The sequence below is a fragment of the Kitasatospora sp. NPDC001309 genome, assembly GCF_042896295.1.
Taxonomy (GTDB): Bacteria; Actinomycetota; Actinomycetes; order Streptomycetales; family Streptomycetaceae; genus Kitasatospora.
Map to the genome: position 1 here is coordinate 352155 of NZ_JBIAXC010000001.1, position 19879 is coordinate 372033.

General features: G+C 71.8%; 17 protein-coding genes and 3 tRNA genes. 17 read left to right on the forward strand and 3 right to left on the reverse strand.

Annotated elements, in window-relative coordinates; translation table 11 throughout:
• The 5 genes from kdpA (at window position 1) to ACFY2K_RS01715 (ending at window position 7960) form a co-directional block, all read left to right on the forward strand.
• The gene (gene kdpA / locus ACFY2K_RS01695) at window positions 1–1662 is read left to right on the forward strand and encodes a potassium-transporting ATPase subunit KdpA (protein ID WP_375881959.1); all 1662 of its coding nucleotides are present in this window, start codon (window positions 1–3) and stop codon (window positions 1660–1662) included.
• Window positions 1662–3779, forward strand: a complete 2118-nt coding sequence (gene kdpB / locus ACFY2K_RS01700; protein WP_380521313.1) for a potassium-transporting ATPase subunit KdpB — start codon at window positions 1662–1664, stop codon at window positions 3777–3779. The genes kdpA and kdpB overlap by 1 nt, the downstream gene beginning before the upstream one ends.
• 21 nt (window positions 3780–3800) lie before the next feature.
• Window positions 3801–4430: a K(+)-transporting ATPase subunit C gene (kdpC, locus tag ACFY2K_RS01705; protein ID WP_375881963.1), complete on the forward strand. Its 630-nt coding sequence runs from the start codon at window positions 3801–3803 to the stop codon at window positions 4428–4430.
• A 202-nt stretch (window positions 4431–4632) separates the two neighbouring features.
• The gene (locus tag ACFY2K_RS01710; protein WP_387709185.1) at window positions 4633–7272 is read left to right on the forward strand and encodes an ATP-binding protein; all 2640 of its coding nucleotides are present in this window, start codon (window positions 4633–4635) and stop codon (window positions 7270–7272) included.
• A complete protein-coding gene (locus ACFY2K_RS01715; RefSeq protein WP_375881967.1) occupies window positions 7265–7960 on the forward strand; it encodes a response regulator in 696 nt (231 codons plus the stop codon). Before ACFY2K_RS01710 ends, ACFY2K_RS01715 begins: the two co-directional genes overlap by 8 nt.
• A gap of 338 nt (window positions 7961–8298) precedes the next feature.
• Here ACFY2K_RS01715 and ACFY2K_RS01720 read toward each other — a convergent pair whose 3' ends face one another.
• Window positions 8299–9567, reverse strand: a complete 1269-nt coding sequence (locus ACFY2K_RS01720; protein ID WP_380521308.1) for a hydrolase — start codon at window positions 9565–9567, stop codon at window positions 8299–8301.
• Between the two features lie 261 nt (window positions 9568–9828).
• Here ACFY2K_RS01720 and ACFY2K_RS01725 point away from each other — a divergent pair.
• The 8 genes from ACFY2K_RS01725 to ACFY2K_RS01760 all read left to right on the forward strand — a co-directional run bounded on the left by ACFY2K_RS01725 (window position 9829) and on the right by ACFY2K_RS01760 (window position 14800).
• A tRNA-Thr gene (locus tag ACFY2K_RS01725) sits at window positions 9829–9901 on the forward strand.
• 44 nt (window positions 9902–9945) lie between these two features.
• Window positions 9946–10018: transfer RNA gene (locus ACFY2K_RS01730), tRNA-Met, on the forward strand.
• An 83-nt stretch (window positions 10019–10101) separates the two neighbouring features.
• Entirely contained in the window at window positions 10102–10266 is a 165-nt protein-coding gene (gene rpmG / locus ACFY2K_RS01735; protein WP_006604855.1) for a 50S ribosomal protein L33, read from the forward strand.
• Between the two features lie 130 nt (window positions 10267–10396).
• Complete coding sequence (locus ACFY2K_RS01740) at window positions 10397–10855, forward strand: MaoC family dehydratase N-terminal domain-containing protein (protein WP_375881971.1); 459 nt, start codon at window positions 10397–10399, stop codon at window positions 10853–10855.
• 5 nt (window positions 10856–10860) lie between these two features.
• Window positions 10861–11283: a MaoC family dehydratase gene (locus tag ACFY2K_RS01745; RefSeq protein WP_387709187.1), complete on the forward strand. Its 423-nt coding sequence runs from the start codon at window positions 10861–10863 to the stop codon at window positions 11281–11283.
• A gap of 112 nt (window positions 11284–11395) precedes the next feature.
• The gene (locus ACFY2K_RS01750; protein ID WP_375881973.1) at window positions 11396–11959 is read left to right on the forward strand and encodes a TetR/AcrR family transcriptional regulator; all 564 of its coding nucleotides are present in this window, start codon (window positions 11396–11398) and stop codon (window positions 11957–11959) included.
• 255 nt (window positions 11960–12214) lie between these two features.
• Window positions 12215–13693 carry an MFS transporter gene (locus ACFY2K_RS01755; protein WP_380644870.1) on the forward strand — a complete coding sequence of 493 codons (1479 nt, stop codon included), beginning with the start codon at window positions 12215–12217 and terminating at the stop codon, window positions 13691–13693.
• Window positions 13694–13756: 63 nt separating this feature from the next.
• Window positions 13757–14800 carry a UDP-N-acetylmuramate dehydrogenase gene (locus ACFY2K_RS01760; RefSeq protein ID WP_380521305.1) on the forward strand — a complete coding sequence of 348 codons (1044 nt, stop codon included), beginning with the start codon at window positions 13757–13759 and terminating at the stop codon, window positions 14798–14800.
• A 40-nt stretch (window positions 14801–14840) separates the two neighbouring features.
• Here the strand turns inward: ACFY2K_RS01760 and ACFY2K_RS01765 are convergent, their stop codons facing one another.
• Both ACFY2K_RS01765 and ACFY2K_RS01770 read right to left on the reverse strand, forming a co-directional pair.
• Complete coding sequence (locus tag ACFY2K_RS01765; protein WP_375881976.1) at window positions 14841–15884, reverse strand: adenosine deaminase; 1044 nt, start codon at window positions 15882–15884, stop codon at window positions 14841–14843.
• Between the two features lie 116 nt (window positions 15885–16000).
• On the reverse strand, window positions 16001–17248 hold the full coding sequence (locus ACFY2K_RS01770) for a pyridoxal phosphate-dependent aminotransferase (RefSeq protein ID WP_375881979.1): 1248 nt from the start codon (window positions 17246–17248) through the stop codon (window positions 16001–16003).
• A 286-nt stretch (window positions 17249–17534) separates the two neighbouring features.
• Between ACFY2K_RS01770 and ACFY2K_RS01775 the strand changes: the two genes are divergently transcribed.
• From ACFY2K_RS01775 to rplK, 4 genes are all read left to right on the forward strand, one after another.
• Window positions 17535–17607: transfer RNA gene (locus ACFY2K_RS01775), tRNA-Trp, on the forward strand.
• Between the two features lie 150 nt (window positions 17608–17757).
• Entirely contained in the window at window positions 17758–18084 is a 327-nt protein-coding gene (gene secE, locus ACFY2K_RS01780; RefSeq protein ID WP_360226154.1) for a preprotein translocase subunit SecE, read from the forward strand.
• A 207-nt stretch (window positions 18085–18291) separates the two neighbouring features.
• On the forward strand, window positions 18292–19209 hold the full coding sequence (nusG, locus tag ACFY2K_RS01785) for a transcription termination/antitermination protein NusG (RefSeq protein WP_380398955.1): 918 nt from the start codon (window positions 18292–18294) through the stop codon (window positions 19207–19209).
• A 167-nt stretch (window positions 19210–19376) separates the two neighbouring features.
• The gene (gene rplK / locus ACFY2K_RS01790; protein WP_375881984.1) at window positions 19377–19811 is read left to right on the forward strand and encodes a 50S ribosomal protein L11; all 435 of its coding nucleotides are present in this window, start codon (window positions 19377–19379) and stop codon (window positions 19809–19811) included.
• The last annotated feature ends 68 nt before the right edge of the window (window positions 19812–19879 follow it).

The window sequence follows — 19879 nt, forward strand, 5'->3', positions numbered from 1 at the left end:
ATGGGATCCACTCTCGCGGGCTGGCTGCAGGCCCTCGCCCTCGTCGGCGCGCTGGCCCTGTGCTACCGCCCCCTCGGCGACTACATCGCCAAGGTCCTCACCACCTCCAAGCACCTCAGAGTCGAGCGCGGCATCTACAAGGTGATCGGCGTCGACGGTGACGCCGATCAGCGCTGGTCGGTGTACCTGCGCTCGGTGATCGCCTTCTCGGCCGTCTCGGTGCTCTTCCTCTACGGCCTGATCCGGCTCCAGGGCTACCTGCTGCTGAACCTGGGCGTTCCGCAGATGGAGGGCCACCAGGCCTGGAACACCGCCATCTCCTTCGTCGCCAACACCAACTGGCAGTCCTACGCCGGTGAGTCCGCGATGGGCCACCTGGCGCAGATGGCGGGCCTGGCGGTGCAGAACTTCGTCTCCGCGGCCGTCGGCATCGCCGTCGTCGCCGCGCTGATCCGGGGCTTCACCCGGAACCGGACCGACCGGGTCGGCAACTTCTGGGTGGACCTCACCCGGATCAACCTGCGCCTGCTGCTGCCGATCTCGATCGTCTTCGCCCTGGTCCTGGCCGCCACCGGGGTGATCCAGAACTTCCACGGCTTCACCGACGTGACCACCCTCAGCGGCGAGGTGCAGAAGATCCCGGGCGGCCCGGTGGCCTCCCAGGAGGTCATCAAGCTCCTCGGCACCAACGGCGGCGGCTTCTTCAACGCCAACTCGGCGCACCCGTTCGAGAACCCGACCGGTTTCTCCAACCTGGTCGAGATCTTCCTGATCCTGCTGATCCCGTTCGCCCTGCCGCGGACCTTCGGCCGGATGGTGGGGGACAACCGCCAGGGCTACGCGATCCTCGCCGTGATGGGCATCTTCTGGGTCGCCTCGACCGCCCTGCTGACCTGGTCCGAGGCTTCGCACCACGGCACCGCCCTGCAGGCCGCGGGCGCGGCGATGGAGGGCAAGGAGCAGCGCTTCGGCATCGCCGCCAGCACGATCTTCGCCGCCTCCACCACGCTGACCTCGACCGGTGCGGTGAACTCCTTCCACGACTCGTTCACCCCGTTCGGCGGCGGTCTGACGGTCTTCAACATGATGCTGGGCGAGATCGCGCCCGGCGGTGTGGGCTCCGGCCTCTACGGCATGCTGATCCTGGCGGTCGTCGCGGTGTTCGTCGCCGGCCTGATGGTCGGCCGCACCCCCGAGTACCTGGGCAAGAAGCTCGGCGGCCGGGAGATGAAGTTCGCCTCGCTGTACATCCTCACCACCCCGACCCTCGTGCTGGTCGGCACCGGTGTGGCGATGGCCCTGCCGGGCGAGCGGGCCGGAATGCTCAACTCCGGTGCCCACGGCTTCTCCGAGGTGCTGTACGCCTTCACCTCGGCCGCCAACAACAACGGCTCGGCCTTCGGCGGCATCACCGTCAACACCGACTGGTACGACACCGCGCTCGGCCTGGCGATGATCTTCGGCCGGCTGCTGCCGATCGTCTTCGTCCTGGCGCTGGCGGGCTCGCTCGCCCAGCAGCAGCCGGTTCCGGCCACTCCGGGCACCCTGCCCACCCACAAGCCGCTGTTCGTGGGCCTGCTGTCGGGTGTGATCCTGATCGTCGTCGGCCTCACCTACTTCCCGGCCCTGGCCCTCGGGCCGCTCGCGGAAGGTCTCTCCTGATGTCCACCCCTACGCTCAACCCCGCACCGGCCGACGACAAGGCCGAGCCCGCCGCGCCGCACAGAGTGCAGAGCGGCCTCCTCGACCCGAAGCTGATCCTCGCGTCCCTGCCGGACGCGGTGAAGAAGCTCGACCCCCGGGTGATGGTCAAGAACCCGGTGATGTTCGTGGTCGAGGTGGGCTCGGTGGTCACCACCGTCTCCGCGATCGCCAGCCCGTCGGTGTTCGCCTGGGCGATCACCGTCTGGCTCTGGCTCACCACGATCTTCGCCAACCTGGCGGAGGCCGTCGCGGAGGGCCGCGGCAAGGCCCAGGCCGACACCCTGCGCAAGACCAAGACCGAGAGCGTCGCCCGCCGGCTCACCGACTGGCCCGCCACCCAGGCCGAGGAGGAGGTGCCCGGCACCGCGCTCCAGCTCGGTGACCACGTGGTGGTCGAGGCCGGGCAGGTCATCCCCGGCGACGGCGACGTGGTCGAGGGCGTCGCGTCCGTCGACGAGTCGGCGATCACCGGTGAGTCCGCGCCGGTCATCCGCGAGTCCGGCGGCGACCGCTCCGCGGTGACGGGCGGCACCAAGGTGCTGTCCGACCGGATCGTGGTGAAGATCGCCTCGGAGCCCGGCAAGTCCTTCATCGACCGGATGATCGCCCTGGTCGAGGGCGCCGCCCGGCAGAAGACGCCGAACGAGATCGCGCTCAACATCCTGCTGGCCTCGCTGACCATCGTCTTCCTGGTCGCGGTCGTCACCCTCCAGCCGATGGCGACCTACGCGGGCGCCCCGCAGTCGATGATCGTCCTGGTCGCCCTGATCGTGGCGCTCATCCCGACCACCATCGGCGCGCTGCTCTCCGCGATCGGCATCGCGGGCATGGACCGCCTGGTCCAGCGCAACGTGCTGGCGATGTCCGGCCGCGCCGTCGAGGCCGCCGGCGACGTCAACACCCTGCTGCTCGACAAGACCGGCACCATCACCCTGGGCAACCGCCAGGCCGCCGAGTTCCTGCCCGCCCCGGGCGTGTCCACGGACGAACTGGCCGGTGCCGCCCAGCTCTCCTCGCTCGCGGACGAGACCCCCGAGGGCCGCTCGATCGTGGTCCTGGCCAAGACCGAGTACGGCCTGCGGGCCCGCGCCCAGGGCGAGTTGACGCACGCCACCTGGGTCCCGTTCACCGCCCAGACCCGGATGTCGGGCGTGGACCTGGACGAGGCCGACGGCGTCCACCAGGTCCGCAAGGGTGCGGCCGGCTCGGTCTCCAACTGGGTCACCGAGAACGGCGGTTCGGTCGGCGACGAGGTCGCCACCCTGGTCGACGGCATCTCCGCCGCCGGTGGCACCCCGCTGGTGGTGGCCGCCAAGGTCGGCAGCCGTCCCGCCCGCGTCCTGGGGGTCATCCACCTCAAGGACGTGGTCAAGGAGGGCATGCGGGAGCGGTTCGACGAGCTCCGCCGGATGGGCATCAAGACCATCATGATCACGGGCGACAACCCGCTGACCGCCAAGGCGATCGCGGAGGAGGCCGGCGTGGACGACTTCCTCGCCGAGGCCACGCCCGAGGACAAGATGGCCCTGATCAAGAAGGAGCAGGAGGGCGGCAAGCTGGTCGCGATGACCGGCGACGGCACCAACGACGCCCCCGCGCTCGCCCAGGCCGACGTCGGCGTCGCGATGAACACCGGGACCATGGCGGCCAAGGAGGCCGGCAACATGGTCGACCTGGACTCCAACCCGACCAAGCTGATCGAGATCGTGGAGATCGGCAAGCAGCTGCTGATCACCCGCGGTGCGCTGACCACCTTCTCGATCGCCAACGACGTGGCCAAGTACTTCGCGATCATCCCCGCGATGTTCGCCGGGGTCTACCCGGGCCTGAGCCACCTCAACATCATGGGCCTGCACAGCCCGCAGTCCGCGATCACCTCGGCGATCATCTTCAACGCCCTGGTCATCATCGGCCTGATCCCGCTCGCCCTGCGCGGCGTGAAGTACCGCCCGTCCGACGCCAGTTCGCTGCTGCGCCGCAACATCGGGGTCTACGGCTTCGGCGGTCTGGTGGTGCCGTTCGTCGGCATCAAGCTGATCGACCTGATCGTCCAGTTCATCCCCGGCCTCAGCTGACGCAGGGAAGGAGAAAACACCATGTCCAAGCCCCTGCCGACCACCATCCGTACGCACTGGACCGCGCTGCGCGCGCTGCTCGTGCTCACGGTGATCCTGGGAGTCGCCTACCCGCTGCTGGTCACCGGGATCAGCCAGGTCGCGTTCAGCGACAAGGCCAACGGCTCGATCGTGAAGTCCGACGGCAAGCAGGTCGGTTCCAGCCTCCTCGGCCAGAACTACAACCTGCCCAAGAAGAACCCGGACGACCCGAAGGAGGACCCGGTGCCGGACCCGAAGTGGTTCCAGCCCCGGCCCTCCGCCAACAACTACGCCGGTGACAACTCCGGTGCCAGCAACCTCGGTCCGAACAGCGACGACCTGCTCAAGGCCGTCAACGACCGCCGCGCCGCCGTCGCCGCGTTCGACGGCGTCGACCCGGCGAGCGTCCCGGCCGACGCGCTGACCGCCTCCGGCTCCGGCCTCGACCCGCACATCTCGGTGGTCTACGCCAAGGAGCAGGTGAACCGGGTCGCCAAGGAGCGCAAGCTGCCGGTGGAGACGGTCGCCGGGCTGGTCGACAAGTACACCGAGAGCCGCTCGCTCGGCTTCCTCGGCAACGAGGGCGTCAACGTCGTCCTGCTCAACCGGGCGATCAGCGAAGCGAAGTGACCGAGCGGACCCGACCGAGCGGACATGACCGCGCAGAAGTGACCGAGCAGAAGTGATCGGACAGTGACACCGCACGACATACCAGGATGACCGGGCCGACCCGGGCGCGGGAGGATGCTCCCCGCGCCCGGGTCGGCCGCGCCGTACCCGCAGACGCGCACCGTCCCCCGCCGCCACCTCCTGATGGAAAGAAGCAGTGCCCATGGCCCGCGACCTCACCCCCGGCTCCGGCATCCGCACCGGTCGGTTGAGGGTGTACCTCGGCTCCGCCCCGGGGGTCGGCAAGACCTACCGGATGCTGGACGAGGCCCGGCGCAGACAGGAGCGCGGGGCCGACGTCGTGATCGGGTACATCGAGTGCCACGGCCGCCGCCACACCGAGGCCATGACCGACGGCCTGGAGGTGCTGCCGCGCGCCCACCGCTCCTACCGCGACGCCGAGTTCGAGGAGATGGACCTCGACGGGGTGCTCGCCCGCCGCCCGTCCGTCGTGCTGGTCGACGAACTTGCCCACACCAACATCCCCGGCGGCCGCCACGCCAAGCGCTGGCAGGACGTCGAGGAACTGCTCGCCGCCGGGATCGACGTCATCACCACCGTCAACATCCAGCACCTGGAATCGCTGAACGACGTCGTCCAGAAGATCACCGGGATCCCGCAGCGCGAGACCGTCCCGGACGAGGTGGTCCGCCGGGCCGACCAGCTCGAACTCGTCGACATGGCGCCCCAGGCGCTGCGCCGGCGGATGGCCCATGGCAACGTCTACAAGGCGGAGAAGGTGGACGCCGCGCTCTCCAACTACTTCCGGGTCGGCAACCTCACCGCCCTGCGCGAGCTCGCCCTGCTCTGGGTGGCCGGCCGGGTGGACGAGGGGCTGCGCGACTACCGGGCCAGCCACAAGATCGACCGGGTTTGGGAGACCCGCGAGCGGGTGGTGGTCGCCCTCACCGGCGGCCCGGAGGGCGAGACCCTGGTCAGACGGGCCGCCCGGATCGCCGCCGCCGCGGGCGGCGAGCTGCTGGCCGTGCACGTGTCCCGCAGCGACGGCCTGGCCGGCGCCTCCTCCGGCGCGCTCGCCCAGCAGCGGCAACTGGTCGAGAGCCTCGGCGGCAGCTACCACGTGGTGGTCGGCGACGACGTCCCCACCGCGCTGCTGGCCTTCGCCCGCGCCCACGACGCCACCCAGCTGGTGCTCGGCACCAGCCGCCGCGGCCGGATCAACCGCTTCCTCACCGGCCCGGGCACCGGGCAGACGACCGTGGACGCCTCCGAGGACATCGACGTCCACATGGTCACCCACGAGTTCACCGGCCGCGGCCGGCTGCCCGCGCTGGGCCGGCGCCACTCCCGGCGCCGCACCGTCGTCGGCTACCTGGCCGGCCTGGTGATCCCCTGGCTGCTCACCGTCCTGCTCTCCCAGGCGCACGACACCATCAACCTCACCACCGACGCGCTGATCTTCCAGCTCGGCGTGGTCATCGTCGCCCTGCTCGGCGGCGCGATGTCCGCCCTGCTGGCCGCGTTCATCGCCTCGGTGCTGCTGAACTACTACTTCATCCCGCCGGTCCACAGCCTGACCATCGGCGAGACCAACAACATCGTCGCCCTGGTGGTCTTCGCCGCCATCGCGCTCGCCGTCTCCACCGTGGTCGACCACGCCGGCCGGCTCACCACCCGGGCCGCCCGGGCCACCGCCGAGGCCGAGACCCTCTCCACCCTGGCCGGCAGCGTGCTGCGCGGCGCCGACGCGCTGCCCGCCCTGCTGGAGAAGTCCCGGACGGCCTTCGGCATGCAGACCGTCGTCCTGCTCTCCCGCTCCGACGGCGAGGTGCTCGCCCACAGCGAGGCCGAGCACCCGGACGAGGACGAGGCGCAGCACGAGACCACCGAGGTCCCGGTCGGCGTCGACGCCGTGCTGATCCTCACCGGCCGCCGGCTGCCCGCCGCCGACCAGCGGGTGCTCACCGCCTTCGCCGCCCACGTCGGCGCCGCGCTGGAGCGCGACCGGCTGGCCGTGGTCGCCGCCGAGGTCGAGCCGATCAAGGCCGCCGACCGGATGCGCACCGCACTGCTCGCCGCCGTCAGCCACGACCTGCGCACCCCGCTGGCCGCCGCCCGCGCCTCGGTCGGCTCGCTGCTCAGCCCGGACGTCGAGTTCTCGCCCGAGGACCAGACCGAACTCCTCGAAACCGCCGACGAATCGCTGGTCAAGCTCACCCGGCTGGTCGACAACCTGCTCGACATGAGCCGCCTCCAGGCCGGCGCGCTCACCCTGCACCTCACCGAGACCCACCTGGACGAGGTCCTGCCCCGGGCGCTCGACAGCCTCCCCGACCCGTACGCGCCGGTCCAGCCGCTCGACCTGGACACCGCCCCGGCGGTGCTCGCCGACCCCCCGCTGCTGGAGCGGGTGCTCGCCAACGTGATCACCAACGCGCTGCGCTACAACGCCCCCGGCGCGCCCGTCCTGGTCACCGCCAGCCACCACGCCGACCAGGTCGAGATCCGGGTGATCGACCGCGGCCCCGGCATCGCCCCCGAGGACCGCGACCGGGTCTTCCTGCCCTTCCAGCGCCTCGGCGACACCGACAACACCACCGGGGTCGGCCTGGGCCTGGCCCTCTCCCGGGGCCTCGCCGAGGCCATGGGCGGCAGCCTGGAGGTGGAGGACACCCCCGGCGGCGGCACCACCATGCTGCTCACCCTGCCGGCCGTCACCGAGCCCGCTGCCGAGCCCGCCGTCACCGAGCCCGCCGCCGAACCGGCCGCCGAGGCCGCCGTCACCGAGCCCGCCGCCACCGAGCACCGTGCCACCGGGGAGGAGCCACCGCACCATGAGTGAGCACACCATCGAGAACTGCGAGATCCTCGTCGTCGACGACGAACCGGCCCTGCTGCGCACCCTGCGGATCAACCTCAGCGCCCGGCAGTACGCCGTCCGCACGGCCGCCAGCGGCAGCGAGGCACTCGACCGGGCCGCGCACTCCGCCCCGGACGCCGTCCTGCTCGACCTCGGCCTGCCCGACCTCGACGGCATGGACGTGCTGCGCGGACTGCGCACCCACAGCGCGGCGCCGATCATCGTGCTCTCCGGCCGCTCCGACGCCGCCGACAAGATCGGCGCGCTGGACGCGGGCGCCGACGACTACCTCACCAAGCCGTTCCTGATGGACGAGCTGCTGGCCCGGTTGAGGGCGGTGCTGCGCCGGCCGCTGAGCCCGGCGCCGCCGGGCCGGCCGGTGATCGGCGACCACACCGTCGACCTCGCGGCCACCACGGTGGTCGGGCCGGGCGGACCGGTGCGGCTCACCCCGACCGAGTGGCGGATCCTCAGCCTGCTGCTCGCCAATCCCGGCCGGCTGGTGCCCGGGCGGCAGATCCTGCGCGAGGTGTGGGGGCCGGCCCAGGAGGCGCGCGGCAACTACCTGCGGGTCTACCTGGCCGGGCTGCGGCGGAAGTTGGAGCGCGACCCGGCCCGGCCGCGGCACCTGATCACCGAGCCGGGGATCGGCTACCGGTACGTGCCGTAGCCGCCGGTCCGTGCCAGGGGTGCCGGTCCGTGCCGTAGTCGCCGGTCGGCGTCGTGGGGCCGGTCCGTGCCGTAGCCGCCGGTACGCGTCGTGGGGCCGGGCCCGAACGGGGCGGCGTCAACGAGCCGTCAAGAGCCGGCCGGTGGGCGACAGGGGAGCGTCAAGGCCGGTCGGGGGCGGTGGTCCGTGGTCGTAGTGTCGGTGCCGGAACGAGCGGTTCCTGCTCCTTGTGGGGGAGGCCGGGACCGCTCCAGCCGCCGGCCAAGGGCGGCCAGCAGTGGGGGAGGGGCGCGCGACTCAGGTCGCGCGCCCCTTGGCTTTCCCGGCCCCCCGCGCGCTCAGCAGTCCGTGCCGCCGGACTGCCGGGGCAGCGCCAGCGCCACGGTGTCCGCGAACTCCCGGACGGCGCTGGTCCGGCTGACCACCCGGCCGCTGTGCACCACCAGCCGGCTGTGCCCGCCCGCGAGCGCCCCGGCCAGGCTGTCTCCGCGCACCGCCAGCAGCTCCGCCGGGAAACCGGCGTCCACCCGCACCGGCGGCAGCCCGAGCGCCGCCCGGGCCTGGTTCGCCACCGCGTCGTACGCCGCGTCCGGGTCCAGCTCCCCGCTCGCCGCGAGCAGGTAGGCCGCCTCCAGCGGGTCGGCCCGGCCGACCGGGTTGGACGGGTCCCGCAGCGCTCCGCTGCCCGCCGCCAACGGCACCCGGGCCGCGGTCAACTCCCTTACCAGGCCTGGCCGGAGTCCGGCGGGGCGGCCCTCCAGGCCGGTGCAGCCGCCGTTCTGCGGCAGCCAGACCACCCGCACCCCGCTGGTCGCCAGCACGGTGGCCCCGCCCCGGGCCAGCGCCCCGCACGGCCCGAGCGTCACCCGGGGCCGCAGCGGTGCCAGGGCGCCCGTCAGGCGGGCGAGTTGGGTCGCGTCGGCGGCGGTGGTGTGCAGGTCCACCGGGCAGTCCGCCTCCCGGGCGGCCTCCAGCAGCAGTTGGACGTACCCGGCCGGGTCCGGGTCCAGCTCCGGGCAGCCGCCGGCCGCCGTGGCGCCCAGCTTGAGGGCCTCGCGCAGCTGGGTCCGCCCGTCCGCGCCGGCCCGGCCGGTGAGCAGTCGGGGCATCGCCACCGCCTGGAGTTCGGCCAGGCCGCGCAGCGCCTGGCGGGCGGTGAGCACCGCCTCCAGCTGGCGCAGCCCGTGCACGTCGCCGATCCGGACGTGGGTGCGCTGGGCGGTGGCGCCGTAGCCGAGCGAGGTGAGCGCGGCCTCGGTGATCCGGCGGGTGAGGTCGGCGGGGGTGTCCGGGGGCGGGGCGGGCAGGGCGGCGGAGAAGGCGCAGTCGTAGTGGGCGTGCGCCTCGGCGGGGGCGGGGAGCAGCAGGTAGCCCTTGAGGTCGATCCGGGCGCCGGTGGTGACGGTGGGGGCGCCGGGCAGGGCGGGCAGCGGGCCGAGGCTGCCGACGGTGCCGACCGCCTGGATCCGGTCGCCGCTGACCCGCACGTCCACCACCCGTCCGTCGGCCAGCCGGGCCCCGGTGAGCAGGAGGACCGGGCCGTGCCCGAGCGGGTTGGCCGCCGGGCCGGGGCCTGAGTGCGGCCCGTCGGCGGCTGCGCTGTCCATCGCCGGCTCCTTCTCGCGCTGGCCAGTGGGCCCGTGGGGGATCGGGCCGGTGCCCCGGCCAATGAGCGTCGAGCCTATGGCGCACGGGGGCGGGGCGCCGGGAGGCGGGCAATAGTCGTATCGGCTCGGGGCGTACGGCTCGTCGGCCGATCGAACGCCCGGCCTTGGATCGTCCGTCCGTGCACCTCGCCGACCTGCGGTCTTCGCCCCGGGATACGGATTTCACCTCTGGGCGCGGAACGTGTAATCTCTTCCTCGTTCGCCCCTATAGCTCAGTCGGTAGAGCGTCTCCATGGTAAGGAGAAGGTCTGCGGTTCGATTCCGCATGGGGGCTCTGGTGAAAGGCAGTTCGGCTTCGGCCGGGCCGCTGATCACTGTGGCGGTGTAGCTCAGTTGGTAGAGCAAGCGGCTCATAATCGCTGTGTCACCGGTTCAAGTCCGGTCACCGCTACCCCGCGTAGTCGGTCGGGAGATCGCACTCCCGGTCGGCTACTCTTGTTGTGTTCTTATTCGTTGTCCAAGGAAGGCACTCCCGTGGCTGCCACCGACGTCCGCCCGAAGATCACGCTGGCCTGCGTGGAGTGCAAGGAGCGGAACTACATCACCAAGAAGAACCGGCGTAACGACCCGGACCGTCTTGAGATGAAGAAGCACTGCCCCCGCTGCAACTCGCACACCGCGCACCGCGAGACCCGCTGACCCTGCTGCAGGGCGCCGGGCCTGTGTGATTCAGGTCTTCGACTCCGGGCCGTATCCCTCAACAGGGGATGCGGCCCGGAGTCTTTTTTCGTACCCGTCCGGGTATCCACCCGCGTTCCGAGGAGCTGCCGTGGCACTCGACCCCTCTTTCATCGGGCGTAGCTACCCGCCCACCGCCCCGTACGAGGTCGGCCGGGAGAAGATCCGCGAGTTCGCGGTCGCGATCGGGGACGCCAACCCGGCGTACACCGACGCGGAGGCCGCGAAGGCGCTGGGCCACCGGGACGTGATCGCCCCGCCGACCTTCCCGTTCGCGATCGCCTTCCAGGCGGCCGGCCAGGTCGTCGAGGACCCGGAGCTGGGGCTGGACTACAGCCGGGTGGTGCACGGCGACCAGAAGTTCCAGTACACCCGCCCGGTGCAGGCCGGCGACCGGCTGACGGTCGCGGTGACCATCGACAACATCAAGTCGCTGGCGGGCAACGACGTGCTCACCGTGCGTGGCGAGGTGGCGGACGAGATCGGCGAGCACGTGGTGACGGCGATCATGACGCTGGTGGCCCGGGCCGCCGACGAGGCGGGGGAGTGAGCGCGATGGCGATCAACTACGACGAGGTCGAGGTCGGCACCCAGCTGCCGGCCCAGTCCTTCCCGGTGACCCGCGCCGCACTGGTGCAGTACGCGGGCGCCTCCGGTGACTTCAACCCGATCCACTGGAACGAGAAGTTCGCGCTGGAGGTCGGCTTGCCGGACGTCATCGCGCACGGCATGTTCACCATGGCCGAGGCGATCCGGGTGGTCACCGACTGGGTCGGCGACCCGGCCGCGGTGGTCGAGTACGGCGTCCGCTTCACCCGGCCGGTGCCGGTGCCGAACGACGGGGTCGGCGCGGTGATCGAGGTCTCCGCCAAGGTCGCCAAGAAGCTGGACGACCGCAAGGTCCAGGTCGACCTGCTGGCCACCTCGGGCGGCCAGAAGGTGCTGGGGATGTCCCGGGCGGTCGTCCGGCTCGCCTGAGGCCTTCGTCACTCCGACCGCCCCGGGGCCCGTTCGACGGGTTCCGGGGCGGTCGGGTTTTTTCGGTGCCGAGCCCTTGCCGAGATAGTGATTGGTCACTAACTTAGAGCCCATGGCGAAGACGAGCATGCGGATGAGCGCGGAGGAGCGACGCGAGAGCGTCGTCCGGGCCGCGATGATCGAGTTCGCCAGGAACGGCTACCGCGGGACGTCCACCGAGTCGATCGCCCGCCGGGTGGGCGTCTCACAGCCGTACCTGTTCCGGCTGTTCCCGGGCAAGCAGGCGATCTTCACGGCGGCCGCCGAGCGCTGCATCGAGGAGACCTGGAAGGTCTTCGACGTGGCGTCGGCCGGGCTGACCGGCGAGGAGGCCGCCGCGAAGATGTCCGAGGCGTACATGGGCCTGGTCGAGGACGGCGAGCAGCTGATGATGCAGATGCAGCTGTACGTCTCGGTGTTCGCCTCCCGGATGGCCGGCGAGGACGAGATCGGCGAGACCGCCCGGCGGTTGTGGGGGGAGCTGTTCGAGCGGGTGCGGGAGCGGGTCGGCGGCGACGTGCAGGGGACCACCGAGTTCTTCGCGTACGGGATGCTGATCAACGCCCTGGTGGCGCTGGGCTTCCCCCGGGAGCACCGGATCTGGGACGGCTTCGGCGAGCGCGAGGAGGCCGGGTAGCGGGTCGCGCGGCGCGGTCCGGGCGGCCCACTTTTCGGCCCTCAAAAGTTAGTGATCAATAACTATCCGGGAAATCCTGGGGGGACGTTCATGACGGAGCACACAGCAGCAAGCGCGACCGGGGCCGAGGCGGCGGAGGCGGCCGAGGGGGCCGAGGTGGCGAAGGCGACCGGGGCCGAGGTGGCGGCCACGGAGCGCCCGGGCCTCGGCCGTACCGGCGTCTGGACCTTGGTGATCACCGCCCTCGCGGGCTTCATGGCCGCGCTGGACAACCTGGTCGTCACCACCGCGCTGCCCTCCATCCGCGAGGAGCTCGGCGGCGGGCTGTCCGACCTGGAGTGGACGGTCAGCGCCTACACCCTCTCCTTCGCCGTGCTGCTGATGTTCGGCGCGGCGCTCGGCGACCGCTTCGGCCGCCGCCGGATGTTCGTGATCGGGCTCACGCTCTTCACCGTCGGCTCGGCCGCGGCCGCGCTCTCGCCCGGCATCGGCGAGCTGATCGCCGCCCGTGCCCTCCAGGGCGTGGGGGCCGCGGTGGCGATGCCGCTCACCCTCACCCTGCTGACCGCCGCCATCCCGGCGGCCAAGCGCGGGATGGCCTTCGGCATCTGGGCCGGTGTCAACGGCCTCGCCATCGCCACCGGACCGCTGGTCGGCGGCACCCTGACGGAGAACTTCTCCTGGCAGTGGATCTTCTGGGTGAACGTCCCGGTCGGCGTGGTCCTGGTGCCGCTGGCCGCCGTCAAGCTGCGCGAGAGCCGGGGCGCCAACCCGGCGCTGGACGCGGTCGGCACGGTGCTGGTGAGCCTCGGCCTGTTCGGCGTCGTGCTCGGCCTGATCCGCGGCAACCCGGACGGCTGGACCAGCCCGCTGGTGCTGGGCGCACTGGCCGGCGGCGTCCTGCTGCTGATCGCCTTCGTCCGGTACGAGCAGCGCGGCGCGAAGCACCCGATGCTCCCGATGCGGCTGTTCCGCAACCGGACCTTCACCGCCGTCAACGCCTCCGGCCTGCTGATGTCGCTCGGGATGTTCGGCTCGATCTTCCTGATCAGCCAGCACCTGCAGACCGTCGGCGGCTACACCCCGGAGGAGGCCGGCGTCCGGATGCTCCCGTGGACCGGGGTGGGGCTGATCGTCGCCCCGCTCGCCGGGATCCTGGCCGACCGGCTCGGCGGCCGCCCGATCGTGGTGCTCGGGCTGGTGCTGCAGGGCGTCGGCCTGGCGCTGTACGCGGCGATCAGCGCCGGACTCGGGCACTACGCGTACGGCCCGGTGGTGCCCGCCGTGGTGATGTGCGGGGTCGGCATGTCGATGTACTTCGCGCCGACCGCCGCCATGGTGATGGACAGCGTCCGGCCCGAGGAGCAGGGCATCGCCTCCGGCGCCAACAACGCGCTGCGCGAGGTCGGCGGCGCGCTCGGGGTGGCCGTGCTGGCGGCGGTCTTCTCGGAGCAGGGCGGGGACGGCTCGGCCGGGACCTTCGTCCACGCGATGGGGCCCGCGCTGTACGTCGGAGCCGCGGTGGTGCTGGCGGCCGGGGCCTGCGCGCTGCTGCTGCCGGGCCGGACGGCGAAGGCCGGGGCGGTGGTCGCCGGAGCGGTGGCCGCCGAGCAGTCCGCCGCGATCGAGCGGGCGGCGGACACCGAGGGCGTCGAGAGCATCCAGGGCGTCGAGAGCGTCGAGGGCGTCCAGGGCGCCGAGGAGGCCGTCCCGGCCGAGGCCTCGAAGGCCTGAACGGTGGGGTGCGGGTCACGGGGGCGGCCGAGCGGCCGCCCCCGTCCCCGTACGCTGGTGGGCGTGCTGGTAGAAAACGACGCCCCCCTCGCCCCGCTCACCACGCTCCGGCTCGGCGGCCCGGCCCGTCGGCTGGTCACCGCCCACACCGACGACGAGGTGATCGCCGCCGTCCGCGAGGCCGACGCGGCCGGTGAGCCGCTGCTGGTCCTCGGCGGCGGCTCCAACCTGGTGATCGGCGACGCCGGCTTCCCCGGCACGGTGCTGCGGGTCGCCACCACCGGGTTCGCCCTGGACGGCACCGTGCTGGAGCTGGCGGCCGGCGAGGTGTGGTCGGAGGCGGTCACCCGCGCGGTGCGCGAGCACGGCCTGGCCGGCATCGAGTTCCTGGCCGGCATCCCCGGCTCGGCCGGCGCCACCCCCGTGCAGAACGTCGGCGCGTACGGCCAGGAGGTGGCCCAGACCGTCACCGAGGTGGTCGCGTACGACCGCACGGCGGGCGAGGTGGTCACCCTCTCGAACGACGAGTGCGGGTTCTCCTACCGGCACAGCCGCTTCAAGGCCCGGCCGGACCGCTACGTGGTGCTGCGGGTGCGGTTCGCCCTGGCGGACCACGCGGGGCTCTCCACCCCGGTCAAGTACGCCGAGGTGGCCCGGCACTTCGGTGTCGAGCAGGGCGAGCGGGTGCCGCTGGGCGAGGCGTACGACGCGGTGCTGGGGCTGCGCTCCGGCAAGGGCATGGTGCTGGACCCGGCGGACCACGACACCTGGTCGGCCGGCTCCTTCTTCACCAACCCGGTGCTCACGGCGGCGCAGTACGAGTCCTTCCGCACCCGCCCGGGTGCCGAGGACGCCCCCGCCTACCCCGCCCCGGAGGGCTGCACCAAGACCTCGGCGGCCTGGCTGATCGACCGGGCGGGCTTCGCCAAGGGCTACGGCGACGGCCCGGCCACGCTCTCCACCAAGCACACCCTGGCGCTGACCAACCGCGGCGCGGCCACCGCCGAGGACCTGCTGGCCCTGGCCCGGGAGATCCGGGACGGGGTCCGCGAGGCCTTCGGGGTGGAGCTGGTGAACGAGCCCGTGATGGTGGGCGTCAAGCTCTGAGGCGTGTCCAGGGGCCCTGGCGGGCCCGTGCCCAGGGGCTCTAGCGGGCCGGGTGCCCGTCGACCAGCCAGGCGTCGATGTCCGCCAGCAGCTCCTTGCGGACGGCCTCCGGGGCGCACGAGCCGCGGACCGACTGCCGTGCCAGCTCGGCGAGTTCGGCGTCGGTGAAGCCCAGGGCGTCGCGGGCCAGGTCGTACTGGGCGACCAGCCGGCTGCCGAACAGCAGCGGGTCGTCCGCGCCGAGCGCCAGCGGTACCCCGGCGTCGAACAACCGGCGCAGCGGTACCTCTTCCGGGTGTTCGTAGACGCCGAGCGAGACGTTGGAGGACGGGCAGACCTCGCAGGTGATCTGGCGGTCCGCCAGCCGGGCCATCAGCCGCGGGTCCTCGGCGGCCCGCACGCCGTGGCCGATCCGGCCGGCGCCCAGGTCGTCCAGGCAGTCCCGGACGGACTCCGGCCCGGCCAGCTCGCCGCCGTGCGGGGCGGCCAGCAGCCCGCCCTTGCGGGCGATCTCGAAGGCCCGGTCGAAGTCCCGGGCCAGGCCGCGGCGCTCGTCGTTGGAGAGGCCGAAGCCGACCACGCCGTGGTCGGTGTAGCGGACGGCGAGCCGGGCCAGCGTCCGGGCGTCCATCGGGGACCTCATCCGGTTCGCCGCGACCAGCACCCGGATGCCCACCCCGGTGGCCGCGGCGGCCTGCTCGACCGCGTCCAGGATCAGCTCCAGGGCGGGGATCAGCCCGCCCAGCCGGGGCGCGTAGGAGGTCGGGTCGACCTGGATCTCCAGCCAGCGGGAGCCCTCCCGCCGTTCGTCCTCGGCGGTCTCCAGGACCAGCCGGCGGATGTCCGACTCGTCCCGGAGCACCGAGCGGGCGGTGTCGTAGAGGCGCTGGAAGCGGAACCAGCCGCGCTCGTCGGTGGCGCGGAGCTTGGGCGGCTCGCCGGAGCTGAGCGCCTCCGGCAGGCGGACGCCGTGCTTGTCGGCCAGCTCCAGCAGGGTGGCGGGCCGCATCGAGCCGGTGAAGTGCAGGTGCAGGTGGGCCTTCGGGAGGCCCCTGACGTCTCGCGGGTTCAACAGGCGTTCCATTTTCCGATACTGCCGTATGAGGCCCCCAAACGGGAACCGCCCTCTTTCCGTCCCCCGAAGGGGTGAAAGAGGGCGGTGCGGCGGGTGAATCCGCCGTGTCCGGTTGACGTCGGACGTCAGTCGCGGGCCTCGCCGAGCAGCTTCTGGAGCCGGCTGATGCCCTCGACCAGGTCCTCGTCGCCGAGCGCGTAGGAGAACCGCAGGTAGCCGGGGGTGCCGAAGGCCTCGCCCGGGACGGCGGCGACCTCGACCTCGTCCAGGATCAGGCTCGCCAGCTCGGCGGAGGTCTGCGGGCGCTGACCGCGGATCTCCTTGCCCAGCAGGCCCTTGACCGAGGGGTAGGCGTAGAAGGCGCCCTCGGGCTCGGGGCAGAGGACGCCGTCGATCTCGTTGAGCATCCGCACGATGGTCCGGCGGCGGCGGTCGAAGGCGGTGCGCATCTCGTGCACGGCGGACAGGTCGCCCGCGACGGCGGCGATCGCGGCGCGCTGGGCGACGTTGGAGACGTTGGAGGTGGCGTGCGACTGCAGGTTGGTCGCGGCCTTGATCACGTCCTTGGGGCCGATCACCCAGCCCACCCGCCAGCCGGTCATCGCGTAGGTCTTGGCCACGCCGTTGACCACGATGCACTTGTCGGCCAGCTCGGGCAGCAGGGCCGGCAGCGAGGTGAAGGTCGCGTCGCCGTAGACCAGGTGCTCGTAGATCTCGTCGGTGAGCACCCACAGGCCGTGCTCCAGCGCCCAGCGGCCGATCGCCTCGGCCTCGTCGCGGGTGTACACCGCGCCGGTCGGGTTGGAGGGCGAGACGAACAGCACCACCTTGGTGTTCTCGGTGCGGGCGGCCTCCAGCTGCTCGACCGAGACCTTGTAGCCGGTGGTCTCGTCGGCGACGACCTCCACCGGGACACCGCCGGCCAGCTGGATCGACTCCGGGTAGGTGGTCCAGTACGGGGCCGGGACGATGACCTCGTCGCCCGGGTCCAGGATCGCGGCGAAGGCCTCGTAGATGGCCTGCTTGCCGCCGTTGGTGACCAGCACCTGGGAGGCGTCCACCTGGTAGCCGGAGTCGCGCAGCGTCTTGGCGGCGATCGCGGCCTTGAGCTCGGGCAGTCCACCCGCCGGGGTGTAGCGGTGGTTCTTCGGGTCGCGGCAGGCCTCGACGGCCGCCTCGACGATGTAGTCCGGCGTCGGGAAGTCGGGCTCACCGGCACCGAAGCCGATCACCGGGCGGCCGGCGGCCTTGAGGGCCTTGGCCTTGGCGTCCACGGCGAGGGTCGCGGACTCGGCGATCGCACCGATCCGGGCGGAGACCCGGCGGTCGGCGGGGCGGAGGGACTGGTCGGGCTGCGGGGTGGAAGCGCTCATGCCTGCATCGTCGCAGAACCGGGACGGACCGGGCGTGGCGGTTCCAGTATCCGTACGGCCCCGTCCGCATCGCGGCCCCCGGCGATCCGCCGGTGTGCGCCCCGCCGGGCCGGACATCCGCCGGGCGGACGGTGGTCCCGGAAGAAGAGGTTCGACCAAACACCCCTCGACCACGTACACTCGCTGCTCGACGGCCCGCCGAAAAAGACCGGAGCTTTCACCGCCTGTACAGACAGCGGGGGGAGATGCGGTAGGTTGGTCGCCACCAGGGGCCGCGAGGTTCCGTAGGGCAATAGCTCAATTGGTAGAGCACCGGTCTCCAAAACCGGCGGTTGGGGGTTCGAGTCCCTCTTGCCCTGCTGCTTGATCCGCATTCAGCCCGTTCGCTCCACAGAGCGAGCGGGCTTGATGCGGAGAGGGCTCCGATCAGCACCGCTTAAGCCGACCGCTCGTGCCTGAAACGGGTACGCAGGTGATGTTCGGCCGGACCCGGATTCAGGTGAGGACGAGTGACGGAGACCACGGGCTCCACCGCAACGCCTGAGAGCGGCAACCCCGAGGGGACCGACGGCGCTGCCGAGACCGCTGCTGTCGAGGGCGACAAGACCTCCGGCAAGCAGAAGAAGTCCGGCAAGCGGGCCAAGAAGGGCCTCTTCGCGCGGATGGGCCTGTTCTACCGCCAGATCATCGCGGAGCTCCGCAAGGTCGTCTGGCCCACCCGGAGCGAGCTCACCAACTACACGGCGGTCGTGGTGACCTTCGTCGTGGTCGTGATGGGCTTCGTCTACGGCCTCGACTACGGCTTCGCCAAGCTGAGCCTCTTGGTCTTCGGCTGATCGAGCCCCCACCTCCGAACCACCTCCCGACCCGGGCCGAATCATCGGTCCGGGTCGAGCTGTCGGCGGCGGACGTACGCGCGCGTACCGTGGACTCGGTACTGTTGAAGTCTCCGAGACCTCTCCTGGCGACCGCGCGAGCGGCTGCGCGCCGGGCCGGTTCCGGAGCGCGCCACCTTCACCATCTCCAGGAAAGAAGCAGCCACCGTGTCTGAGTCCCCCCTGTACGACGCCGACGAGACCGTCCGCGAGGCGGATGTCGCCGCCGAGCTGGACGCGGCCGAGCTGGCTGTCGACGCAGAGTCCGCCGAGCAGGTCGTCGACGCCGTGGACAGCGACGAGGACGAGGTCGAGGCGTACGACGAGGCCGAGGCCGGCGAGCCCGCCGAGGAGGCCGCGCTGCACGTGGAGGTCGACGAGGAGCTCGCCGCCGAGGAGTCGGTGGACGAGGAGCCGGCCGAGGACGAGGACGCCGAGGCCGTCGAGGCGGAGGACGCCGAGGAGGAGGCCGAGGTCGAGGTCGACCCGGTCGCCAAGTTCCGCGAGGACCTGCGCTTCATGCCGGGCGAGTGGTACGTGATCCACACCTACGCGGGCTACGAGAACCGGGTCAAGCAGAACCTGGAGCAGCGCGCCGTCTCGCTGAACGTCGAGGAGTACATCTTCCAGGCCGAGGTGCCGCAGGAGGAGGTCGTCCAGATCAAGAACGGCGACCGCAAGACCATCCGGCAGAACAAGCTCCCCGGCTACGTCCTGGTCCGCATGGACCTCACCCCGGAGTCCTGGGGCGTCGTGCGCAACACCCCCGGTGTCACCGGCTTCGTGGGCAACGCCTACGACCCGTACCCGCTGACCCTGGACGAGGTCGTCAAGATGCTCGCCCCGGACGTCGAGCGCCAGGCGGCCAAGGAGGCCGGCAAGCCCTCCCCGGTCAAGCCGAGCGAGATCCAGGTCCTGGACTTCGAGGTCGGCGACTCGGTCACCGTCACCGACGGCCCGTTCGCGACCCTCCAGGCGACCATCAACGAGATCAACCCCGACTCGAAGAAGGTCAAGGGCCTGGTCGAGATCTTCGGCCGGGAGACCCCGGTCGAGCTCTCCTTCGACCAGATCCAGAAGAACTAGTCACACGGTCTTCGGATTCGGGGCGGGGGCCGACGGCCCCCGCCCCGAATCCGTTTTGGTCCAGCGGCGCGGACGCGTTAGCCTGGCCTGATGTGTGTGCTGGCGACCGGGTGTCGCCCCGCGTCCGCACGCACCAGCAATCACCTCTCGGAAGGACCCGGAGAGACATGCCTCCCAAGAAGAAGAAGATCACGGGGCTTATCAAGCTCCAGATCAACGCCGGTGCGGCCAACCCGGCGCCGCCGGTCGGCCCCGCGCTGGGCCAGCACGGCGTCAACATCATGGAGTTCTGCAAGGCCTACAACGCTGCGACCGAGTCGCAGCGCGGCATGATCGTGCCGGTGGAGATCACGGTCTACGACGACCGTTCCTTCACCTTCATCACGAAGACGCCGCCGGCCGCGCGCCTCATCCTGAAGGCCGCCGGTATCGACAAGGGCTCCAGCGAGCCGCACAAGACCAAGGTCGCCAAGCTCACCAGCGCCCAGGTCCGCGACATCGCCACCACCAAGATGCCCGACCTGAACGCCAACGACCTGGACGCGGCGGAGAAGATCATCGCCGGCACCGCCCGGTCGATGGGCATCACCGTCGAGGGCTGATCAAGCCCCCCGTCCCGTCAGGGGCAAACCGGCTCAGCCGTCCCTGTGGTAGGGCCTGCGCAGGCCCG